General features: G+C 62.2%; 24 protein-coding genes. 3 read left to right on the top strand and 21 right to left on the bottom strand.

Going from position 1 to position 19,743, the window contains the following annotated elements; genetic code table 11:
• Position 1: 1 nt before the first annotated feature.
• From Q0C17_RS10060 to Q0C17_RS10010, 11 genes are all read right to left on the bottom strand, one after another.
• Positions 2 to 1,738 carry an MFS transporter gene (locus tag Q0C17_RS10060; RefSeq protein ID WP_291205284.1) on the bottom strand — a complete coding sequence of 579 codons (1,737 nt, stop codon included), beginning with the start codon at positions 1,736 to 1,738 and terminating at the stop codon, positions 2 to 4.
• Complete coding sequence (locus tag Q0C17_RS10055; protein ID WP_291205281.1) at positions 1,735 to 3,225, bottom strand: ATP-binding protein; 1,491 nt, start codon at positions 3,223 to 3,225, stop codon at positions 1,735 to 1,737. The genes Q0C17_RS10060 and Q0C17_RS10055 overlap by 4 nt, the downstream gene beginning before the upstream one ends.
• 100 nt (positions 3,226 to 3,325) lie before the next feature.
• Positions 3,326 to 4,309 (bottom strand): tRNA dihydrouridine(20/20a) synthase DusA, encoded by a 984-nt coding sequence (dusA, locus tag Q0C17_RS10050; RefSeq protein ID WP_291205278.1) that lies wholly within the window; start codon positions 4,307 to 4,309, stop codon positions 3,326 to 3,328.
• 290 nt (positions 4,310 to 4,599) lie between these two features.
• Entirely contained in the window at positions 4,600 to 4,932 is a 333-nt protein-coding gene (locus tag Q0C17_RS10045; RefSeq protein ID WP_291205275.1) for a hypothetical protein, read from the bottom strand.
• 3 nt (positions 4,933 to 4,935) lie between these two features.
• Complete coding sequence (locus Q0C17_RS10040) at positions 4,936 to 6,012, bottom strand: flagellar biosynthesis protein FlhB (RefSeq protein ID WP_291205272.1); 1,077 nt, start codon at positions 6,010 to 6,012, stop codon at positions 4,936 to 4,938.
• A gap of 8 nt (positions 6,013 to 6,020) precedes the next feature.
• Positions 6,021 to 6,776: a flagellar biosynthetic protein FliR gene (locus Q0C17_RS10035; RefSeq protein ID WP_291205269.1), complete on the bottom strand. Its 756-nt coding sequence runs from the start codon at positions 6,774 to 6,776 to the stop codon at positions 6,021 to 6,023.
• The gene (locus Q0C17_RS10030; RefSeq protein WP_291205266.1) at positions 6,776 to 8,854 is read right to left on the bottom strand and encodes a flagellar biosynthesis protein FlhA; all 2,079 of its coding nucleotides are present in this window, start codon (positions 8,852 to 8,854) and stop codon (positions 6,776 to 6,778) included. Before Q0C17_RS10030 ends, Q0C17_RS10035 begins: the two co-directional genes overlap by 1 nt.
• Before the next feature lie 6 nt (positions 8,855 to 8,860).
• The gene (locus Q0C17_RS10025; RefSeq protein ID WP_291205263.1) at positions 8,861 to 9,124 is read right to left on the bottom strand and encodes a flagellar biosynthetic protein FliQ; all 264 of its coding nucleotides are present in this window, start codon (positions 9,122 to 9,124) and stop codon (positions 8,861 to 8,863) included.
• 14 nt (positions 9,125 to 9,138) lie between these two features.
• The gene (locus tag Q0C17_RS10020) at positions 9,139 to 9,438 is read right to left on the bottom strand and encodes a flagellar hook-basal body complex protein FliE (RefSeq protein ID WP_291205260.1); all 300 of its coding nucleotides are present in this window, start codon (positions 9,436 to 9,438) and stop codon (positions 9,139 to 9,141) included.
• 11 nt (positions 9,439 to 9,449) lie between these two features.
• The gene (locus Q0C17_RS10015; RefSeq protein ID WP_291205257.1) at positions 9,450 to 9,833 is read right to left on the bottom strand and encodes a flagellar basal body rod C-terminal domain-containing protein; all 384 of its coding nucleotides are present in this window, start codon (positions 9,831 to 9,833) and stop codon (positions 9,450 to 9,452) included.
• 11 nt (positions 9,834 to 9,844) lie between these two features.
• On the bottom strand, positions 9,845 to 10,204 hold the full coding sequence (locus Q0C17_RS10010; RefSeq protein ID WP_291205254.1) for a flagellar biosynthesis protein FlgB: 360 nt from the start codon (positions 10,202 to 10,204) through the stop codon (positions 9,845 to 9,847).
• Positions 10,205 to 10,287: 83 nt separating this feature from the next.
• On the opposite strand from Q0C17_RS10010, the gene fliI reads away from it, so the two are divergent.
• Entirely contained in the window at positions 10,288 to 11,637 is a 1,350-nt protein-coding gene (gene fliI / locus Q0C17_RS10005) for a flagellum-specific ATP synthase FliI (protein WP_291205251.1), read from the top strand.
• Here fliI and Q0C17_RS10000 read toward each other — a convergent pair whose 3' ends face one another.
• From Q0C17_RS10000 to Q0C17_RS09975, 6 genes are all read right to left on the bottom strand, one after another.
• Positions 11,638 to 12,474 (bottom strand): DUF1217 domain-containing protein, encoded by an 837-nt coding sequence (locus Q0C17_RS10000; RefSeq protein WP_291205248.1) that lies wholly within the window; start codon positions 12,472 to 12,474, stop codon positions 11,638 to 11,640.
• Entirely contained in the window at positions 12,475 to 12,912 is a 438-nt protein-coding gene (locus tag Q0C17_RS09995) for a flagellar biosynthesis repressor FlbT (protein WP_291205245.1), read from the bottom strand.
• Positions 12,912 to 13,301, bottom strand: coding sequence for a flagellar biosynthesis regulator FlaF (gene flaF, locus Q0C17_RS09990; RefSeq protein WP_291205243.1), 390 nt, complete (start codon positions 13,299 to 13,301; stop codon positions 12,912 to 12,914). The genes Q0C17_RS09995 and flaF overlap by 1 nt, the downstream gene beginning before the upstream one ends.
• A gap of 63 nt (positions 13,302 to 13,364) precedes the next feature.
• Positions 13,365 to 14,210, bottom strand: a complete 846-nt coding sequence (locus tag Q0C17_RS09985) for a flagellin (protein WP_291205240.1) — start codon at positions 14,208 to 14,210, stop codon at positions 13,365 to 13,367.
• Between the two features lie 149 nt (positions 14,211 to 14,359).
• On the bottom strand, positions 14,360 to 14,740 hold the full coding sequence (locus tag Q0C17_RS09980; RefSeq protein WP_291205237.1) for a hypothetical protein: 381 nt from the start codon (positions 14,738 to 14,740) through the stop codon (positions 14,360 to 14,362).
• Positions 14,737 to 15,051, bottom strand: coding sequence for a hypothetical protein (locus Q0C17_RS09975; protein WP_291205234.1), 315 nt, complete (start codon positions 15,049 to 15,051; stop codon positions 14,737 to 14,739). The genes Q0C17_RS09980 and Q0C17_RS09975 overlap by 4 nt, the downstream gene beginning before the upstream one ends.
• A gap of 115 nt (positions 15,052 to 15,166) precedes the next feature.
• Here Q0C17_RS09975 and Q0C17_RS09970 point away from each other — a divergent pair, with 115 nt between their 5' ends.
• Both Q0C17_RS09970 and Q0C17_RS09965 read left to right on the top strand, forming a co-directional pair.
• Entirely contained in the window at positions 15,167 to 16,546 is a 1,380-nt protein-coding gene (locus Q0C17_RS09970) for a flagellar hook-length control protein FliK (protein ID WP_291205231.1), read from the top strand.
• Positions 16,547 to 16,556: 10 nt separating this feature from the next.
• Entirely contained in the window at positions 16,557 to 17,216 is a 660-nt protein-coding gene (locus tag Q0C17_RS09965; protein ID WP_291205228.1) for a flagellar hook capping FlgD N-terminal domain-containing protein, read from the top strand.
• Positions 17,217 to 17,246: 30 nt separating this feature from the next.
• On the opposite strand, the gene Q0C17_RS09960 is transcribed toward Q0C17_RS09965, so the two are convergent.
• From Q0C17_RS09960 to flgG, 4 genes are read right to left on the bottom strand one after another with little or no spacing between them, the layout of a single operon-like run.
• Positions 17,247 to 17,828 carry a hypothetical protein gene (locus tag Q0C17_RS09960; RefSeq protein ID WP_291205225.1) on the bottom strand — a complete coding sequence of 194 codons (582 nt, stop codon included), beginning with the start codon at positions 17,826 to 17,828 and terminating at the stop codon, positions 17,247 to 17,249.
• Positions 17,829 to 17,837: 9 nt separating this feature from the next.
• Positions 17,838 to 18,545: a flagellar basal body L-ring protein FlgH gene (locus Q0C17_RS09955; protein ID WP_291205222.1), complete on the bottom strand. Its 708-nt coding sequence runs from the start codon at positions 18,543 to 18,545 to the stop codon at positions 17,838 to 17,840.
• The gene (flgA, locus tag Q0C17_RS09950; protein WP_291205219.1) at positions 18,542 to 18,949 is read right to left on the bottom strand and encodes a flagellar basal body P-ring formation chaperone FlgA; all 408 of its coding nucleotides are present in this window, start codon (positions 18,947 to 18,949) and stop codon (positions 18,542 to 18,544) included. Before flgA ends, Q0C17_RS09955 begins: the two co-directional genes overlap by 4 nt.
• A 4-nt stretch (positions 18,950 to 18,953) precedes the next feature.
• The gene (gene flgG, locus Q0C17_RS09945; RefSeq protein ID WP_291205217.1) at positions 18,954 to 19,739 is read right to left on the bottom strand and encodes a flagellar basal-body rod protein FlgG; all 786 of its coding nucleotides are present in this window, start codon (positions 19,737 to 19,739) and stop codon (positions 18,954 to 18,956) included.
• Positions 19,740 to 19,743 lie beyond the last annotated feature (4 nt).

Here is a 19,743-nt window from a genome sequence, read left to right as displayed (position 1 = left end):
ATCAGTCCGTCGCCGGAGTTTCTGCGGGCTTGGGCAGGCGCGACTGCCGGAACCATTCGACCGCCGACAGGACCACGGCGATCCCGCCGAGCCAGAAGGTGAGGATGAAGACGCTGTAGTAGCCTTGCGTCTCGATCAGCGTGCCGAGCCAGGGGCGGCCGAGCGTGCCGATCAGCATGGTGAGTGAGGCGAGCAGCGCATACTGCACGGCAGCAAAGCGCGGGTTCACCACCGACGTGAGGAATGCGACGACCGCGACGCTGGCGAAACCTCCGGCGAGATTTTCACCCGCGATCGCAATCATCAGACGGGCCATCCGTTCGCCCGCTTCGGCGCCCTGCCCTTCCGGCGAAATCTGCGCAGCCCATCCCGCAAAGGCGCGGATGGGGTCTGCCAGGTTGGTCCATTCGAGAAAGGCGTCGATGCCGGCGCCGCCGCGTGAGAGATCCGCAAACAGAAGGTTGGTGGCGGCAGCAAGCACGGCGCCCATCACGAGCACGGGCATCCGGCCGAGGAAACTGATCACCACTGCGCCGATGGCGGCGCCAGCGACAGTCATCAGCACACCGAAGAATTTCGAGGCCACAGCGACATCGGCCATCGTGTGGTGGAGGGCGCCGAACCGGTCATCGAGATAGAACGGGTAGGCGAAGGAGCCCCAGACCGAATCCGTGAACCGGTAGGTGAGCGCCAGCAGCAGCACGAGCAGAGCGCCCCAGCCCAGTCGGCCGATCAGGTCCATCAGCGGATCGAAGATCGACCGGAAGACGGCGCGTGTGATGCGGGACGCAGCGGGTTCGTCGGCTGCTCCTTCGATGATCTCGGCGGGCTCGCGCCCGTGACGCAGGAGGAGGATCAGTGCGCCGGCGGCCGGCAGCAGCACCGTGAGAAAAACGATCCACGGGCCTTGCTCGGAGACAAAGGCGCCGCCTTTCGGCGGGGGGACCTGCGTGAAAGACGCAATGACGAACCCGGCGATCATCAGGAAGGCGGCAATCCAGCCCGCTGCGACCAGAAGGGTGGCGAACGTACGCTCGCGGGCGGGAAGTCCGGCCTGGAAGGTCAGGCGCGCCGTGCCGGGACCGGTGCGGATTTCGGGCTCCGGCGCAAGGAAGGTGCCCGCGATGGAGAGCAGCATCATGACCGCAATCATCACATAGACGACGACCCAGCCGTAGATTCCGGCGAGCAGAAGGGCCATGAAACCCGTGATGAAACCTGCGATGCGATAGCCGAACTGGTAGAGCGCGGCCATCAGGTCCTTGTCTTCTTCCGAGCGCGCCACTTCGATGCGCCAGGCGTCCAGCACGATGTCGTGCGTGGCGGAGAACAGCGCGGCAAAGAGGGCGATAACCGCGACCAGGCCGATATTCGTGCCGGGGTTGGAGAAGGCCAGCAGGAAGAGGAGGCCGGCAATCGGCAGCTGGAGGCTGAGCAGCCAGGTGCGCCGGGGGCCAAGGAACGGGAACGGATGGTGGGCCGACTGGAAAGCGGGCGACCAGAGGAACTTGAAGGCATAGCCGATCGTGACGATCGACAGCACGCCGATGGTGGAGGGCGAGACCCCCTCCGTGGTCAGCCAGGCGTTCAGGGTGCCGAGGACAGCGCCGTAGGGCAGTCCGGCGGCGAGCGCCATCAGGAACATGGCGGCCATGCGCCGGTCGCGCATCGCTTTCAGGGCGCGGACGAATCGCGGCGGCTGTTTCTCCGCGGCCGGCACGGCAACAGCCTCGCTCATGCGGCGCCCGTGAGGCGGCCGGCGCCGGCGGTCCATTGGTGGGCGAGCGATCGAAGCGCTTCGGCGTCGAGCGGCTTGGCGGCGACACCGCTGGCCCCGGCCTCCCGGGCGCGGCGTTCTATGTCAGGGGTCATCTCTGCGGAGATCGCGATGATCGGCATACCCGATCCAGCTGCCCGGAGGCGCCGCATTGCTTCGAAACCGTCCATCACCGGCATCCTCAAATCCATCAACACAAGATCGGGCGACATCCGGGCCGCTGCATCGAGCGCTTCGCTGCCCGTAACCGCCACAGTGACTGCAAAACCGGCTGTTTCCAAGGCGCGCCGTGCAATGAGGGCATTTACCGGATTGTCATCTGCGATCAGCACACGGCCGCTGCCGCCTTCGGCTTCAGGCTCCTCGGAGACAGACCGACCGCTGCGCGCCAGCAGGATCCGCTCGGCGATGGAGGACATGCGCAGCGGGCGAACCAGCCAGCCGAGGCAGCCGAGCTGCCGGAAGCGGCCGATCGCGCCGCGGTCTTCGGGGCGCAGCACGACCAGCGAAGGCGCCCGGCGGGCGAGCGCCGCCACCATCGCTTCGGGCAGGTCAGCCCCGATCAGCAGGACATCGACACCCTCGGGTACCACGCCGGAAGAAAGGTCGATCTGGAAGGCTTCGGTGCCCAGCGCGTCCATCTGCGCTGATATCGCAAGCGTGGTCGCCGGCGGCAGGCCGGCGAGGCCGATCCGGCCCCCGAGACCGGGCGCGTCGTGGGCGGGCGGCGCGTCCGCGCGAGGGAACGGAATTTCGACCGAGAAGACGGCGCCTTCCCCGGGGCGGGACTCGACCGTGACCGAGCCGCCCAGCAGGTCGGCGAGGCGCTTGACGATGGCGAGGCCAAGGCCGACGCCCCCGTCGCGGTAGGCATCACCGGTTGCCGACTGGCGGAACGCCTCGAACAGTCGCGCGTGATCTTCGGCCGCGATGCCCGGGCCGGTATCGCGAATGTGGACGGCCAGACCAGTCGCGCGCGGCTCGACATCGACCAGAACAGCGCCGCGGCTCGTGAACTTCAGCGCATTGCCCACGAGATTGAACAGGATCTGGCGCAGACGGCCGGCGTCGCCAGTGAAGGCCGGGACCGGCCAGGAGACGGAGCGGACCGCCAGGTCGAGCCCCGATGCATGGGCGCGCGGCGCGAGGAGTTCTGCGACTTCCCGGGACAGCTGCAACGGACAGAAGGTCTCGGATTCGAGTTCGACCGCAGATGCATCGAGGCGGGCATAATCGAGCACATTGTTGAGCAGGTCGAGCAGTCGCGCGCCGGAAAGGCGGATGGTTTCGGCATATTCGCGCTGGGACGGGGACAGATCGGTCTCCAGCAGCAACGAAACAGTGCCCAGAATGCCGTTCAGAGGCGTGCGGATTTCATGGCTGGCGGTGGCCAGAAAGGCCTGTTCCGGCGACTCGGAGTCAGAAGGCGTTCGGTTCGGCGGGCTCATCAGACCGAACCTAGTGCGAATGCCTGAGCAGAGCCTTAACCGAACCCTGCAGCCGGCCTCGGGCGGTGGAGGCGGCGTCTGGTGCGCGTCGCCAACCCTTTCAGAGGGCGGGCAGGTTCTCTTCCACGGCGGCGAGCGCTGACCGGACCACTTCCAGCCCCGCGCCTTTGCGCGGCGCCTGTTCGGACAGGATGCGGCGCCATTGGCGCGCGCCCGGCTGGCCCGAGAACAGCCCCAGCATGTGCCGGGTCATCGAATGCAGGCTTGCGCCCTCCCCAAGGCGCGCCGCGATGTAGGGCGCATAGGCGCGGACAGCCTCTCCAGCCCCGACCGGGCTGGCGTCGCCGAACAACCGGGCATCGGCCTCGCCAAGCAGGCCCGGCGTTTGGTACGCGGCGCGGCCCAGCATGACGCCGTCGAACGTGTCCAGATGCTCAGCGCATTGATCGAGTGTGGTGATGCCGCCATTCAGGATGACAGTAAGGTCCGGCCGCGCTCGTTTCAGCTCGGCAACGAGGCGGTAATCGAGCGGCGGGATTTCGCGGTTTTCCTTGGGGCTGAGCCCTTTCAGCCAGGCGGCGCGGGCGTGGACCGTGAACACGCTACACCCGGCAGCGGATACCTTGTCGATGAAGGTGAACAGCGTCTCCCGGGCCGGGAGATCGTCAATGGCGATGCGGTTCTTAACCGAGACCGGAATGGAAATGGCCGCATCCATGGCGGCGACGCACTCGGCGACGAGGTCGGGCTCCGCCATCAGGCAGGCACCGAACGCGCCCGACTGCACGCGCTCAGACGGGCAGCCGCAATTGAGGTTTACCTCGTCATAGCCGAAGCCTTCCGCGATACGTGCCGCTTCGGCAAGCTTGGCAGGATCTGACCCGCCCAGCTGGAGCACGACCGGATGCTCCTCCGGACTATACCCCAGCAGGCGATCGCGCGGGCCATGGAGCACTGCATCTGCCGTCACCATTTCGGTCCATAGCAGCGCGCGCTTCGTCAGCACGCGGTGGAAAGCCCTGCAATGCCGGTCCGTCCAGTCCATCATCGGGGCGACGGAGAATCGGCGGTCTAACTGTTTCATTTATTGATCTTTTTTGGCGCCGATGTCTCCAGTGCGGAACAGGGCGCACGGAGTATTGGACGCTGATCTAGCGGAAAATTGCGCTGCGCACGAGCCTTCCCGAACTGGCTGTGTGCACACGGAGCGCACACGAATCCTCCAAATGCATTCTTATAGCTTGTTGTTGACGCACCATCATCGGGGCGACGGAAAACTGGTATCTGGCCGGGATCAGGGGCGCAGGACACCCAGGGCTGGCGTACAGACCAGCAGACTTTCCTGGAACAGGGCCAGCCTGGCCGGGCTGCCCCTCAACCCGTGAAAGGTACGCTGAGCTGTTCCTGAGAGTGGAAGGCTCGTTTCAACGCTTCCCGGGCCTCATGCAGTTCTGTTCGTTTGACGACCAGCACGGCTTCGGCCGCACGGATGTCGGCGATCAGCTTGCGTGCGTGACCGTGTTCCTCGGCAAGGCGCAGGGCGTCGAAGCCGGCCTTTACCTCATCAAGGGCGTGCAGGTTGATGTTCAGCTGTCCGATGTCCGACACGATCCGGTCCACATCCATCTGGATGGCTCGCAGGTGCTGCTCAGCGCTCTGGCGCTTCAGCGCGACGATCTTGCGAAGGACTTCGCGTTGCTTGGCCATGGTCTATCCTGGCGTCTGGTTCTTGACGCGGTCAATGAACTGGATGGCGGCGGCGACCGCGGCAAAGTGCTCAGGGCGAATTTCCTGGTCGATTTCCACGAGATTGTAGATTGACCTTGTAGCCGGCGGATCGCGGTAAATCGGGATCCGGTGCTCGGCGGCAATTTCCCGGATCCTTGCGGCAAGGTGGTCGGTTCCCTTGGCCACCACGACAGGCGCCTTCTGGCTTTCCGGATCCCATTTCAGGGCCACGGCATAGTGGGTCGGGTTGACCATGATGACGGTGGCCTTCGGCACATTCTTCAGCATCTGGCCGCCGGCGATCTTCTGGGCCTTCTGCCGGCGTGACTGCTTGAGCTCCGGGTCGCCTTCGCTCTGCTTCATCTCCTTCTTCATTTCCTCGCGCGACATCTTCAGCTTGTGGAGGTGCAGTTGTCGCTGCAGCGGAAGATCGATCACGGCCAGGGCGACGTGGAAGCCAAGGAAGTAGAAGATCAGGCGCAGCGTCTGGTCAAAGGTGAAGTCGTAGAAGTTCCCCATCTGGACTTCGGAACTGGCGTAGTAGCTCTGCACGAACTGTACGAGGAAGACCGTGCCGATGATCCCGGCAAAGATGAGCTTCACCGTATCCTTGAGGAACTCGAGCAGTCCTTTGGTATCATAGCGCTGCTTGAGGTTTTCGGCGGGAGAGATCTTCTTGATGTCGAGTTCAATCTTCTTCAGTGAAAAGACAATCGATCTCTGAACGATCAGCGCGATCAGAACCAACGCCGCCAGCACCAGGAAGATGGGCAGGATGTGGAGGACAATCGAACCCGCCCAGAACCAGATCGTACTGCCGCCGGACTCGAAGGCATCATGGGCAAAGGCGTCGCCATGATAGAGCATGGACGAGAAGTCCTTGAACAGGTTCTCGCCCACTACGGACTTTAGCACATAGGCTGACAGCACGATACCGAGGACAAGCGCGAGCGCGTTGGCCTCCTTTGACTGGGGAACGTTGCCTTCCTCGCGCGCCTGTCTCAGGCGCTCCTCGGTAGCCTCGAATTCCTTCTCACCACTGTCGTTCTCTTCGGCCATGGCTCAGCTCACATCCACCCGATTACCTGCAGCGCGCGGTCTTTCCATGCGATGAGGAGACCGGCAACCGAAAGCGCCAGAAGCATCGTCCCAGCGCCGACCATGAAGGGAGCGCCGACAAAGGCAACCATCAGGGAAGGCAGCGCCTTGTTTATGAAGCCAAGACAGATGTTGTAGAGCAGGTTGATCGCCACGAAGGGCCAGGCCAGCAACAATGCAAAGCCAAAGCCGGAGAAGAAACTCTGCGCCAGCATCGGCCCGCTGATCAGCGTCAGTGCGCCGAGCGGGATGTCCGAATAGAGGCGGATCAGAGAAACGATGACCTCGACATGGAAGTTCGCGGACAGCAGCACCGCGGCGCCGGCCATGGAAAGGAGGTTGGCTGTCAATGTCTGAGCCTCGTGTTCCAGGGCCGGAGCCAGGAACTGCGACAGGCCGATGGACTGGGCGATGACCGAGCCGGCAATCGTCAGCATCCAGATGGTGAGGCGAAGCATCACGCCCAGAGCGAAACCGATGAAGACTTCGGTCGCGATCAAACCGACGAGATCGGCAAAATCGGTCGAAGGCGGCGTCGGGAAAAGACCCGATGTCGTCATCGCCAGCGCAATGCCGATCAGAAGGAAGGCGCGGGCGCGCATCGGAATGACCTGCTCGCCGATGCCGGGCATGAAGAAGATGATGAAGGACAGGCGCGCCACGACTGTCATGAACAGCGCAATCCACGCTGTCAGATCTTCCGGCAACGGAAGACCGGCGCCCATTACGCAACGCCGATGATGTAAGGCTTGCTCTTGGCGCTGATTTCTTCATAGGCGACCACAGCATTGCGGATGCCCTTGCTGGCGAGCACCGTCTGCAGGAAGCGGCGGCGGCGGGACGTTGTGGCCACAGCGGCGACAATCCCCTTCTGCGCCACCTCGTTCAGCCGGGTCTGAATGGCGGTGATCAGCTCACCGAAGAGCTCCGGCGGCAAGGCGATGTCAGAGCTGCCACCTTCCCCGTTGACCTCGTACTCAGAGAACTTCTGCTCCCAGTTTGCCGACAGCTGGACAAGCGGCAGGCGGCCCTGGTCGTCCTGCAGCCGGTCGACGATCTGGAAGGCAAGGCGCTGACGCACGAGTTCCACGATGCGGCCGAGACCGGGGTTCTGCGCCTTCACTTCTGCGATGGTCTCGACGATCAGGAACAGGTTGCGGATGGAGATCCGCTCGGTCAGCAGGAGGCGCAGCACCGAAAGCAGGATTTCGGGCGTGACCTTGCCGGGGATGTATTCGTCGAGGAAGCGCTGGTTGGCGGCAGCGCGGTCTGTGTCGGTGATCTTTGTCAGGGCATCGAGCGTCTCGACCATGACCATCCGGGTAAAGACGAGCGAGAAGTTTGACTGGATGACTTCCAGCATGTGGGTCGCCAGCACTTCCATCGGCTCAACAGTCGGGATGCCGGCAGCAGCCAGTTCCTGCTTTTTGCCGTTTGGCAGCCAGCGGGCCGCGGCCTTGTAGACCGGCTCACGCACCTTCTCCCCCAGCAAATGAGGCAGCTGGGTGTCCTCAATCAGGGCCAGGACGTTTCCGGGACGCAGGAAGCCGGAATCCAGGCGCACACCCTGGATGCGGATGCGGTATTCGTTCTTCTTCAGGGTCGGGTTGTCCGTCATCCGGATCGGCGGGAGGACGAAGCCATATTCCTCGGCGATATAGCGGCGGATCTTGTCGATGCGGCTTTCGAAGCCATTCTCGCCGATGAGCACCATGCTGACGAGGTCGGGCGCCACTTCGAGGTGGATCTCGTCGGAATAGATGGAATCGCCGATTTTAGCGGGTTTCGGCGGGGCAGCGAGCGCCGTGTCGGCTTCCACAGTCGCTTTGTCCTTCTCCTCCTTCCGGAGCATGAAGGCGAGCCCGGCAAAGCTTGCGGAGGCGACGATGAAGGGCAGAAAGGGCAGGCCCGGCAGCACGGCGAAAACGGCAAGGATGCCGGCAACGATCAGCAGCGGCGCGGCATTGCCGGCAAGCTGCTTGCCGAGAGCGAGGTCGATGGCGCCTTCTTCGCGGCCCTTCGAGAGAAGCAGCGCGGCGGCGACAGAGACGATCACGGCCGGGATCTGGGTGACCAGGCCGTCGCCAACGGTGAGGATCGAATAGTTGTTCAGGGCGTCCACGAAGCTGAGCTGGTGCGCGATAACGCCGAAGCCGATGCCCGCCACAAGGTTCAGGATGGTGATCATCAGGCCGGCGATCGCATCGCCCTTGACGAATTTTGAAGCACCATCGAGCGAGCCGAGGAAGGCGGCTTCTTCCTGTTCGCGCTGGCGGCGGATCTTTGCTTCTTCGTGGCTGATCGCGCCGACGGCGAGGTCGGAGTCGATCGCCAGCTGCTTGCCGGGCATGGCATCAAGGGCGAAGCGTGCGCCGACTTCTGCCATGCGCCCGGCGCCCTTGGTGATCACCATGAAGTTCACGATCATGATGACGCCGAATACGACGAGGCCGACGAACAGGTTTCCGCCCATGACGAACATGGCGAAGCCTTCGATCACGTGGCCGGCAGCATCCGTACCCGTGTGCCCCTGCCCGATGATCAGCTTGGTCGATGAAACGTTCAGCGCCAGTCGAAGAATGAGTGTGGCGAGCAGGATGCTCGGGAAGGACGAGAAGTCGAGCGGCTTTTCAACGAAAATCACGGTCGTGAAAATCAGGATCGACAGCGCAAAGGAGATCGTCAGGCCGATGTCGATGACCCAGGCGGGCATCGGCAGCACCATCACGAGAATGATCACCATGAGGCCGATCGCGAGGAGCGAAGTCGGGTTGGCGAGGCCGGAGGCTTTCATTTTGGGCATCGGGATCTATCCGGCAATCAACGGCAGGACCCAGTTATTGAACAGGTCGAGGGCGACCTTGGTCATGTAACCGAGCGAAAGGACGAAAACGATGACGACCGCAAGGATCTTCGGAATGAAGGTCAGCGTCATTTCCTGGATCGAGGTAAGGGCTTGCAGGAGACCGATAGCAAAGCCGACAACGAGCGTGGTTGCCAGGATCGGCAGCCCCATCATTGCAGCGCCCCAGATATGGGCGCGCAGGACCTCGAAAATTTCGCTTTCGGACATGACTGCTTCGCGCCTCAGACCGGCATCCGGAGCAGTTCCTGATAGGCTTCCACAACCTTGTCCCGGATGGTGACCACGGCGTCCAGCATCAGCTCGGCATTGCTGAGGGCCTGCACCATTGCATGCGGGTCTGCGCCGCTGACGGCGGTCTGCATGGCGGTCTGCTCTGCCTGCTGCAAGGCAGCGCGGAAATCGCCGATCCCTTCGGTGACGGCGTTTCCGGCTGCTTCTGCCTTACCGGCCCCACCTGCCGTGTCGACGGCCCGGGCAGCTGTGTTCAGCTGTGTGTACGGATTGAATCCAAGGCTGGACATTCAGTGTCTCCCTAGCGGCGCAGGACGTCCAGCAGCGAGCGGTACATCGTCCGGGCCTGCTGGAAGGAATTGAGGTTGGCTTCGTAAGACCGGTTGGCCTCGCGCATGTCGGCGAGCTCGGTCACCAGCGAAACGTTGGACAGGGTCACATAGCCGTCAGCGTCCGCCATCGGGTGCTCGGGGTCGAAATTGCGTACACCTTCAGACTGGTCGAGCTGCACGCGGGTGGCCATGAACTGCTCTGCCGAGGTTTGCTGCGGCGCGACGAGGAGCATTTTCCGGTGATATCCGGGCGTGTCCACGTTTGAGATGTTCTCGGAGGTGATGCCCATGCGCTTCGACTGAAGCTCCATCCCCATCACGGCCTGCAACATAGATGCTTTAAGCGGGTTCATCCTGTGTCTCCCTAGCCACGCCGGCCAATGGCCGTGCGGAGCAAGTCCATCGATTTGGTGTAGACAGAGAGAGCCAGACTGTGCTGGCCCATCGCCTCTGCGGAATTGAAGATCTCCTGTTCGATGCTGACATTGTTGCCGTTGGGCGACATCGGCGCAGAGGAATCGGTCAGCCGAAAGCCCTGCGACAGGGGGTCGGGCGCCCCGCTGGCGCTGACCCGGGCGAGATAGGCATCGAACGATTCGATCTGCTGGGCCTTGAACCCTGGCTCGTTGGCCCGGGCCAGGTTGGTCGCACTGACGTTTTGCGCTTCAGCCGCATAGCGGGCCATCGCGCCGTAGACCTTGAACAATTGCACATCGGAAATCATGGCAGAGTCACCGTGGTTAACCTTTTGAGAAAATGTTCGGATTAATTGAAGAATAGGTTAACAACCGAAGGGGTTTTGTTTACTTGCGCACCAAGCCCGTCTCCCCGCCCACGCGGCTCTACTCCCTCTGGGGCACCGTCACCGATGTGGCGCCTGGCATGCTGAAGGTCGCTGGAGTCAGCGAACTGGCGGGGGTCGGCAACGAAATCCTCATCCAGAAGCCCGGCGAAACCATCCATGGCGAGATCCTGAGCGTCTCGGCCGAAAGTGTTACCGCGCTGCTTTTTTCGCCGTGCGACACGATTCGCATCGGCGACACGGTCGAGATCGAGCAGGAAGCGCGTATCGAGCCGGGCGATCACTGGCTCGGCCATGTTATCAACTACCGGGGCGAGATTGCGGGGGGGGATCCTTCAACGGCGCCCATCAAGTCCTCCATCCGGCGCCTGCACGCCCCCGCCCTGCCCCCCCATGCGCGGCGCCGGCTGGGGCCGCGCCTTGCGACTGGCTGGATGGTCACCGACACGCTGCTGCCGATCTGCCGAGGCCAGCGCCTGGGGCTCTTTGCTGGCTCCGGCATCGGCAAGTCGACATTCCTTGGCTCACTCGCCACCGGTCTTGAGGCGGACCGGGTGGTGATCGCCCTGATCGGGGAGCGGGGGCGGGAAGTGAATGAGTTCGTCCAGCACACACTGACACCCGAGATGCGCAAGCGGACCGTTGTTGTGACCGCGACGGCCAGCGAATCACCCGGCGCCAAGAAACGCGCCGCCAACTGCGCCATCGCGACGGCCGAGCACTTCCGGGACCAGGGGCTCAACGTGCTGTTCCTGTTCGACTCGATCACCCGCCTTGCTGAAGCGCACCGGGAAACAGCGCTGCTGGCCGGCGAAGTGCCCGCTCTCAATGCCTTCCCGCCCTCGACGGTCCGTGTGGTCGCCGAACTGGCCGAGCGGGCAGGCCCGGGCACGGAGGGCAAAGGCGACATCACGGCAGTCTTCTCGGTACTGGTCGCGGGCTCCGATCTCGAGGAACCCGTTGCCGACATGATCCGCGGCATGCTGGACGGCCACATCATCCTTGCCCGGCCGATTGCTGAGCGCGGAAGGTTCCCGGCGATTGATGTCCTGCGCAGCGTCTCACGCTGCCTGCCACACGCGGCAACCGCTGAGGAGAACGACTTGCTCAAGGAATACAGGCGGATGATCGCACTGTACGAGGAGGTCGCTCCGATGTTGAGGGCGAACCTCTATGAGTTCGGAAAGGATCTGAACTCCGACCGGGCGATCGCCCTTTTCCAGGCCCTGGACACGTTTGTCGCGACGCGCTGCGCCGACGGCATCGAGGTCTCGTTCAACACGTTGAGGGAGGTATTGGGCGTCGGTGAGCCGCCCGCCGCTCAGCCTGCAGGGGCCGCGGCCGCGAAACGCTGATCAGAGACCACTGAAAAGCAGGTTGATCCCGCCCTGCCCGCCGAGGCCCATACCGCCATTGAGCAGTGTCAGAGCGTTGGCCGCCGGAGAATAGTTTGCAGCACCAGACTTTATCGATTCCATAGTGTGGTAGCGGCTTATGATCTTGTCGATCACTTCGGGCTCCTTCAGGTCCCTCAAGTCGCTGATGCCGAATCTTTGCTGGAGGCTATCTTTCAGAAGTGCGGCCTGCTTCTCGATATCCAGCTTACGGATTTCCGTTGGCAGATTGGCTGCTGTCTCCAGCAATGTCCGTACAGGGACATTGCCCAGCATGCGGTAGAGAATCGCAGAGTCGCTGGACCCATTGCCGACAAGACCCGCAATCTCGGACTTGAAGTTCAGGGCGATGCGCATCGAATCGTCCACCTGTCCCACTGCGGACTCGAAGGACGCTGTATCGAACTCGGCCGCGATCTTGTCGATGGCTTCCGGAGCAACGGTGATCGTGCCGTTTACCGGCTTGAAGGCCTGCGCAAAGGCCGTGTACTTCGGGTTGTTGAGGCGCGCGAGGAACGTACTTCCAGGGGTCGCCGCTTCCTTCAGAACCTTGTCGATAAAGCCGCGCTTCCACTCCTCGCCGCCAAGATCAAATGCGGTCAGCGCAACGCGCAACAGCCGCTTGTCGTTGAGAAAGCTTTCGGCCGACATCGGCTCCGACAGCTTTTCCGTCAGGTAGGCGCGATCCGCCTTGATCTGCGGAGAATTCGCATGAGTGCTCAACTGCCGGTCATACGTCGACTGCAGGAATTTCCACCCGCTGTTCCCGCTGAGGGGGATGACGGGCTGGAACGACATTTAGGCGACCCGCGCTTCCGGGGGCGTGCTGGTAGCTGCCGGGAGGCGGCGCGCCAGCAACTGGGCTTCGATGACCAGGATCTGCCTCAGGTGGCAGAGCGCCGAGTAGTGGTTGCCGCGGCTGATCATAGACCGGAGCGTCGGGATCATTTCGGGATCGATCGGACGGAAAACATCCAGAAGCGCAGCGCAGTCAGCGTCAATCGCGGGCGTCACGTCTTTGGGCTCAAGGTCACCCGTGATCATGAGCTGGATGGCAAAGTAGATGCGCTTGACGGGTGTATCGACATCTTCAGGGCGCAGCGCATCTCGGCACCGGAGCACGCGGGCAGCGCCATCGGCAATGCGAATCCGGGCCGGCTTGTCGCCGTTTTCCAGAAGCGCGCCATTGACAATGAACCGCTCGCCAGGCGCAATCTTGAGTACAAGTCCGGACATCAGGCTACCTCCGCATCCATGCTGTCAGCAGACTGGCGAACAAGGCCGGCCATGACAGTCTTGTTGACTTCAATGAGATCGGGAATGCCTTCTTCGCCGGAGAGCACCTTGAGGCTCGTCTGGCGCACAAATTCGGAGAGGAAGAAGAGGCTTCGCTTCAATTCTTCCGGGAGCGCATTACCAGGCAAGAGAAGATCAGTTGCGATAAGCGTCCACAATTGCTGGTTGCGACTTATGGCGTCGGCCCACTCGGAGAAGGACCGCGTTTCGGGATCCAGCACGTTCTCGAGAGCTTCAGTAATCTGCAGGAAAAGTGCGTACTCGATTTCCTTTTCACCCGCTGTGCGCCGGGTGATCTCGCCATACGCCTTGAACGCCAATGCCTGCAATTCAGCCTCCTGGCAAATGTAAGGAAACCCGGGGGCATCTTGCCCCCGGGCCTATTGGTTAGATTAGCGGAAGAGCGAGAGCAGAGCCTGCGGCTGCTGATTGGCAATCGAAAGCGCCTGGACGCCGAGCTGCTGCTGGACCTGCAGAGCCTGGAGTTTGGCCGAAGCGGCTTCGATGTCCGAGTCCGTCAGGCTACCGACGCCGGCTTTCAGCGAGTCGGTCAGCGTTGTGACGAAGTCAGCCTGGCTCTTGATGCTGGCCTGCGACGAGCCGAAAGCGGCAGCAGCGTCAATAGCCGTCTGCAAGAGCGTTTCAATGCTCACAAGACCGGCCGCCGCTGTAACCGAAGACGTCGAGACGTCCACTGCGGTCAGAGCAGCAAGACCGCCACCGGCTGTCGTCGCAAGGTCCTGACGCTCTACAGTGATGTTGGCGGCCGTGACCGCACCAGAGGAATCGCGGTTCAACGAAGAAAGAACTTCGACGTCTGCTGTGGCCGTGCCATCGATCAGATTCAGGCCGTTAAACTGAGCTGCGTCCACGAAGCCCTGGATCAGTGCGGTTTTGGCGTCGATGTCGGTTTGGATCTTGGCACGATCAACGTTCTCGCCTTGCGCGGTAACGACAAGGTTTTTGATTTCCTGGAGCGTCTTGACGATCTGCTCCGATGCCCCGCGAGCGACGCCGACAGTCGCGGCGCCGAGGTTCAGCGAGTCAGAGATCTGCTTGAAGCTTTCGACGTCGGACGACATCACAGTGGCAACAGCCCAGATACCGGCGTTGTCTTTTGCAGTGGCAACTTTCTTGCCGGTCGAGATTTCGCTCTGGACGCTTTCGAGGTTACGGTTGACGTTGCGCAGGGTCTCGAGGGCAACCATTGCGCTGTTATTGGTCAGGATACTGGACATACTTTTTTCCTTGTTGAGAATAGCCGTCGCATGCAGCGCGGCTGGATCGGGTTAGGTTTGTCGTCCTGACAGTGGGGCAAATCCCCGGAACCACTCTAGGTTTCAAAAACCTGATTACGCCCTAAGTTTGAAAGTTGCGTTAATTCGCATCACGCTTTCTTATTGAATGAGCCGATTGCGTTGGTAAACGACATCTGAGCACCATCGAACCGGTATGAGCCAACATGCGCAGATGAGCTGATGGCCTCGAGCCGGTTGACGGCGTGCCGTATGCCATTTCGTATCGCTTCCATGTGCGCTGCATTTTCCTCCGCCAGCTGAATGATTGCTTCGATGGCCCGCCGAACGCCGAAGGGAGCGGCCGCGACATCCGTCGACTGCAGAAGGGATTCAAAATCCTGGAGCGCCATCATCTTCTCTTCGATCAGGGCTGCCGCGCCTGCGGCCTGCCCCGTCAGCAAAAGCTCTCGCTCATGCTCAAGAACATCGGCAAGCCTGACGAATACCGGATCTGTCATGGCTGTATTCATGCCGGCGTCTCCTGTGCGGATGGCGCCTCAGGACCGAGCTCCACCTTCTCGGCCAGCCCCATCGGATGTTTCTCGGCAAGATCCCTGGCAATTGATTCCACAACATAGCGGGAGAATGCAGATGCTGCCTCCCCTCCCCCTTGCGTGAATGCCTTTTCCAGCCCGGCATGGCTCAGCATTTCAGCCCAAAGCATCTGCTCGAAACGGACCTTGATTTCCGAAGCCTGCTTTTCCTCCGGAGCCTTGAGGATTTCCGGAGCCGCAGAGCGAATGGCGCCGGCGTCAAAGCTTAGTGAGGCTGAAGGTATCATTCCTGGCTCCCGGCGCATGATCCGTGCACGAAGTTACCAAAATGGCGCGTTCGATTAACGCATATTTTACGGCGCATGGTTGTAGTATCGTTAACGACAGTCGAACGGATGTTAGATGGCGATCGCGCTCGAAGCAGACTTCAGAAGCCTCAACACATCCCTGGCCGCCGATTCTCCGGACCGGAAGCCGGCAAAGGCGGGCAGCGGCGAAGCTTTCGCCAGCAGTCTTGCGCGCGCGCGGGATGCTGAAGCCGCCGACACGCCAGCCGTATCGCCTGAAGCAACCACCGCGGCCATGGCGCTTGTCCTGCCGGCTGACATCGCCGGGCCGGCTGTCTTGCCGGAGAGCGACCTGGTCGATGCGGCCGCGGCCGAACCCCTGGGCGCAGACGCTGCCGCAGCCATCCTGAAGAGCGAGATTGTCTTAGACCGGCAGATTGTCCGCGAAGGCGTCGAAGCGCAGGCTGAAATCGCTCCGGGCCAGGAAGCAGGCACTGACGCGGCCTCACCGCCGCGCGTGCAACCAGCCAGTACAACCGAAGCAACAGCTTCTGCTGCCGCCGGAACTGCCCTGACTGCTGACAATGAACCCCGGCCCCCGGCCGAGGAGATGAGCAAGATTACTGCGCAGGCCGCCGCCCAACCTGTGCATCATGTGGCCGATGCCAGTCGCGCGCCCGTGCCGGCGCCGACCGCTGCCCCGGACGAGATTGTGGCAGCCCTGCCAGCGATTGCAGCCGTCCCCGGCGCCTCACCGGCGCCCGCCTCAGCGGCCTCAAAGGCGCCGGTCGCCCGGCAAACCCATCAGACCGAAGCGGCAGCGCAGCCCGATGCCTCCGCGATCTTGCCGCGCAATGGCGAGCAACTCGCCCCGCCAAATGCGCAGCTTGCGGAGACCGAAGTGGCTCCCCTCCTGGAGATCTCCGGCAAAGGCGCCCCGTTAGATGCCGCCGGCCTGAACAGCACAACCGTCACCGGCACACAGACACTTGCCGCCGTCGCTGCGCCGGCAACGCCGCAGGCCACCGCTGCAACGCCGAGCCTGGTCCCCAGCGCGCCAGCCTTCGCCGTTGTCACCGCCTCCCCTGCCCAGATTGTCGATATCGTCACCAAAACCGCCGACGACGGACAATCCGATCGGATCGTCGTCCAGCTGGATCCGCCAGAACTCGGCCGGGTCTCCATCGACTTCAAATTCGATGCACAGGGCTTGCAGCAGGTCACGATCACCAGCGAAACACCTGAGGCCATGCGCCAGCTCCGGCAAATGCATTTGGAACTGGTCCAGAGCCTTGAGCGCCACGGCATCGGCAGTGAGAATCTGAGCTTCCAGCATCAGCAGCAGGGCTCGCCGCAGTCGCCGCCGCCAAATCCCTTTGCGCGCGCGGCCGCACTCGGCGATGTCGGCGCGGCCAGCCTGGCTGTCAACGCTTCAACAGACTCCATCCCTGGCGCCCGCACCCTACCGGGCGGCCGTCTCGATATCCGGCTTTAGGAATTCCAGCATGACCACCGTCAACACCAGCTACACGGCGCCACAGACAAACACGAGCGCAACGACAGCAGCACCAGCGATGGGTGAAGAGTTCCAGACCTTCATCAAGCTGCTGACGGCCCAGATGCGCAACCAGGACCCCCTGGCTCCTCTCGACTCGACCCAGTTTGTCGAGCAGCTCGCGACATTCTCGACGCTCGAACAACAGGTGCGCTCGAACTCGGCGCTCGAGTCAATGGCGACGATGATGAACGACATGACGGGCCTGCTTGCGAGCCAGTGGCTCGGCCAGGCCGTATCGATCGAGGCGCCGCGCCTGCCCTACACTGGCTCAAGCGTCAATTTCAGCCTTGAGCCACCCGCGGGCACCGAGCGCAGCATCCTGACGATCAAGAATGCCGATGGCCAGGCGGTCTGGACGGAAGAACTTGATCCGGACTCGGATGTTCATGCGTGGGACGGCCGGCTGCAGTCGGGGCTGACTGCCAAATCGGGCGACATCTTCGACTTCAGCATCAGTCACTATGGCGAGAGCAATCAGCTGCTCGGCAAGACGTCTCCGCATGTGATCACGACTGTTACATCGATCAGCAGTGAAGGCGGCGTCCTGATCGCCAACACGGCGGCCCAGTTGGCCAGTGAACTCGGCAAGGTGAAGAAGATCGGGTGAGCCTGGCTCTCTGGACCTCATGAAGGCCGCTCAGAGATCCTGCTTCGCGAGATCCACGATCAGCACGTTGTGAATGCCGGTCGACATCACGCTCTTCAGGTTCATCATGACCATGCTGCGGATGGACTCGTAGTTCTCCACGTCAGTCATTGATTCAAACGTCTTGCCATCATTGCTGATGGTGATCAGCGTCGTCATGATATTGTCCCGCAGCTTGGGTTCCATCTCGAACAGCTTCTGGGACATGTCTGCGTCGGCTTCGAGGTTCAGGTTGATGATCACCAGGCTGGTGACACGGCCCTGACTGACGACCGGAACCACGAACTCACGGCTGAACTTGAAGTAGATGACGCCGCCACTTGCGCCGCCTTCGGCGCCGTGCCCGTCACCGCCGGACTTGCCATGGCCGTCAGCCTTGGCTTCCTTCTTGTCCGCCTTCTTCTCTGGTTTGGCGTGATCGTCCTTCTTCTCGGCATGCCCGCCTTCGGACTTTTCCTCGCCGTGCTTTTCAGCCTTTGGCTCGCTGCTGCCCATGGAGCGGAGGAAATGCCCCCCTACCCCACCTGCCACGATGCAGGCGATTGCGATGATGGCCGTGATGATGTTCTTCATGGAAGACGCCTAGAAGGGATTGTACCGGTCGAGCAGTTTCGGAATGGCTTTCATTTCGGTGTTGGCCGTCGCTTCGCCGCTGCTCACATACGCAATCTGGGCATCAGCGATCTTCTCATACGAGACCGTGTTGGTGCGTGTGATGTCCTGGGCACGGATGACGCCGGCAACTGTCAGGTAGCGGACTTCATTGCTGACCTGCGTCTGCTGATAGCCGCGGATCACGAGGTTCCCGTTGGGCTCGATGCCGACAACGCGGGCGGCAAGCGTAAAGGTCACCTTCTCCGCCCGGTTCACGGCGCCCGAACCGGCGAGATTGGAATTGCGGTCATACTCATACGCGGGCGACAGCGAGGCACCGCCGGGCAGGACACCGTTGGCCCATTCCGGAAGGCCGAGGAAGGAGTCTATGTTCATATCCTCGCTGGAATCGCGGTTGCGCGTCAGCGAGCTCTGTAGGCTCGCCTTGTCATTCATTTCGACAACGACGGTCAGAAGGTCGCCAACATCCTTGGCGCGGCGCATGCTGAGCAGCGAGTCTGACGAAGTGGCCCACAGTGAAGCGTTCTCCGCTTTGGCCACATCGCCGACATCGGTCGCCCAGGGACCGGTATAGGTGTCGAACTGCGCCGGGGCGAGCTTGACGTCCTCGTGCGGTGAGCTCGCGCAGGCTGTCAGGGCGAATGCGGCGAGAGACAGGGAAGAGATGCGTTTCATTGTGCGAGTACCCATCCGTCTGCCTGGACAACGCCTTGAACCAGCTGACGGGATTGCAGGTTCAGGACGGATACGGTTTCGTTGAGGGCGGCTTCGCCCATGGCGCGGCCGGTGGTCGAGATCTCGAGCGGGCCCTTGATGTACTTGATCGTCACCACCTGATTGCGTGTCACGAGACGGGCTGGCCTCGTATTCTCCAGAGTGATCGGCTGGCCTGCATAGAGGGTGCGCTTCACTTCGCGTCCGGCGAACGTGTCATAGGCCTCGGGGCTCTCCCCTTCCGGCAGTTCAGCATTCGAAACCGTGACGCTGTCGCCGGCACGGATCACTTCGGCGGCAACGAGGGAGGACGCCCCGCTGAATGTCACGATGGCCCCAAGGCCGAGTGCGGCGAGCATGGACATGGTGCTACCTCATTCTCGTTGTGGCGGCCATCATCTCGTCAGACGCCGTGATGACCTTGGAATTCAGCTCATAGCCGCGTTGGGCCTCGATCAGGTCCGCAATCTCCTTGACCACGTCCACACCGGAATCTTCAAGGAAGCCCTGCCGGATAAATCCTACGCCTTCCGTACCCGGAACGAGCCGGTTGGCGGGACCGGAGGCTTCTGTTTCGCGGAACATGTTGTCCCCCAACGCCTCGAGGCCCTTCTCGTTCACAAAGCGGACGAGCGAAATCGTGCCGATAGGCTGGCCTTCCGTACCATCGGCAAAATAGGCAACCACTTCGCCGTCCCGGCTGATCGAGATGCGGCGAGCGTCTTCCGGGATCACGATCCCGTCTGCCAACGGGAATCCGTCCATGGTGACGACTTCGCCGGTCGGGCTGCGATTTAGCTTGCCGTCGCGGGTATAGGCCGGCTCCCCAGACGGCAGCGTGAGTTCGAGGAACCCGGCCCCATCAATTGCGAGGTCCAGCTCGGCATCTGTCTGGCGCAGTGCGCCTTGCGTAATCTCCATCGACACCGTCGACGGACGCACGCCGGTGCCAATCTGGATCCCGGCTGGTACCACGGTCCCTACCTGGGAGGTGATCGTGCCCGGCGTCAGATACTGCTGATACATCAGATCCGAGAACTCGGCGACGCGCGGGCGATAGGCCGCCGTGCTCATGTTGGCGATGTTGTTCGAAATCACGGTGACCCGCGTCTGCTGGGCCGCCATCCCGGAGGCTGCGATCTGCAAGGACTTCATGGGG

It is taken from the genome of Hyphomonas sp., assembly GCF_022844445.1.
Classification (GTDB): Bacteria; Pseudomonadota; Alphaproteobacteria; order Caulobacterales; family Hyphomonadaceae; genus Hyphomonas.
The sequence above is the reverse complement of the archived record's forward strand: the minus strand, read 5'-3'. Positions and strand labels throughout refer to the sequence as shown.

Coding starts and splice junctions, on each gene's coding strand:
- Q0C17_RS09980 (WP_291205237.1), bottom strand. CDS start 14,740: ATGAATACAGCCATGACAGATCCGGTATTCGTCAGGCTTGCCGATGTT.
- Q0C17_RS10035 (WP_291205269.1), bottom strand. CDS start 6,776: ATGGGCGCCGGTCTTCCGTTGCCGGAAGATCTGACAGCGTGGATTGCG.
- Q0C17_RS10060 (WP_291205284.1), bottom strand. CDS start 1,738: ATGAGCGAGGCTGTTGCCGTGCCGGCCGCGGAGAAACAGCCGCCGCGA.
- Q0C17_RS09985 (WP_291205240.1), bottom strand. CDS start 14,210: ATGTCCAGTATCCTGACCAATAACAGCGCAATGGTTGCCCTCGAGACC.
- Q0C17_RS10055 (WP_291205281.1), bottom strand. CDS start 3,225: ATGAGCCCGCCGAACCGAACGCCTTCTGACTCCGAGTCGCCGGAACAG.
- Q0C17_RS09975 (WP_291205234.1), bottom strand. CDS start 15,051: ATGATACCTTCAGCCTCACTAAGCTTTGACGCCGGCGCCATTCGCTCT.
- Q0C17_RS10045 (WP_291205275.1), bottom strand. CDS start 4,932: ATGGCCAAGCAACGCGAAGTCCTTCGCAAGATCGTCGCGCTGAAGCGC.
- Q0C17_RS10030 (WP_291205266.1), bottom strand. CDS start 8,854: ATGCCCAAAATGAAAGCCTCCGGCCTCGCCAACCCGACTTCGCTCCTC.
- Q0C17_RS10010 (WP_291205254.1), bottom strand. CDS start 10,204: ATGATTTCCGATGTGCAATTGTTCAAGGTCTACGGCGCGATGGCCCGC.
- flgA (WP_291205219.1), bottom strand. CDS start 18,949: ATGTCCATGCTCGCCGCACTCGGCCTTGGGGCCATCGTGACATTCAGC.
- Q0C17_RS10015 (WP_291205257.1), bottom strand. CDS start 9,833: ATGAACCCGCTTAAAGCATCTATGTTGCAGGCCGTGATGGGGATGGAG.
- flgG (WP_291205217.1), bottom strand. CDS start 19,739: ATGAAGTCCTTGCAGATCGCAGCCTCCGGGATGGCGGCCCAGCAGACG.
- Q0C17_RS09965 (WP_291205228.1), top strand. CDS start 16,557: ATGACCACCGTCAACACCAGCTACACGGCGCCACAGACAAACACGAGC.
- Q0C17_RS09960 (WP_291205225.1), bottom strand. CDS start 17,828: ATGAAGAACATCATCACGGCCATCATCGCAATCGCCTGCATCGTGGCA.
- Q0C17_RS10020 (WP_291205260.1), bottom strand. CDS start 9,438: ATGTCCAGCCTTGGATTCAATCCGTACACACAGCTGAACACAGCTGCC.
- Q0C17_RS10000 (WP_291205248.1), bottom strand. CDS start 12,474: ATGTCGTTCCAGCCCGTCATCCCCCTCAGCGGGAACAGCGGGTGGAAA.
- Q0C17_RS09955 (WP_291205222.1), bottom strand. CDS start 18,545: ATGAAACGCATCTCTTCCCTGTCTCTCGCCGCATTCGCCCTGACAGCC.
- dusA (WP_291205278.1), bottom strand. CDS start 4,309: ATGAAACAGTTAGACCGCCGATTCTCCGTCGCCCCGATGATGGACTGG.
- Q0C17_RS10025 (WP_291205263.1), bottom strand. CDS start 9,124: ATGTCCGAAAGCGAAATTTTCGAGGTCCTGCGCGCCCATATCTGGGGC.
- Q0C17_RS09970 (WP_291205231.1), top strand. CDS start 15,167: ATGGCGATCGCGCTCGAAGCAGACTTCAGAAGCCTCAACACATCCCTG.
- Q0C17_RS10040 (WP_291205272.1), bottom strand. CDS start 6,012: ATGGCCGAAGAGAACGACAGTGGTGAGAAGGAATTCGAGGCTACCGAG.
- Q0C17_RS09995 (WP_291205245.1), bottom strand. CDS start 12,912: ATGTCCGGACTTGTACTCAAGATTGCGCCTGGCGAGCGGTTCATTGTC.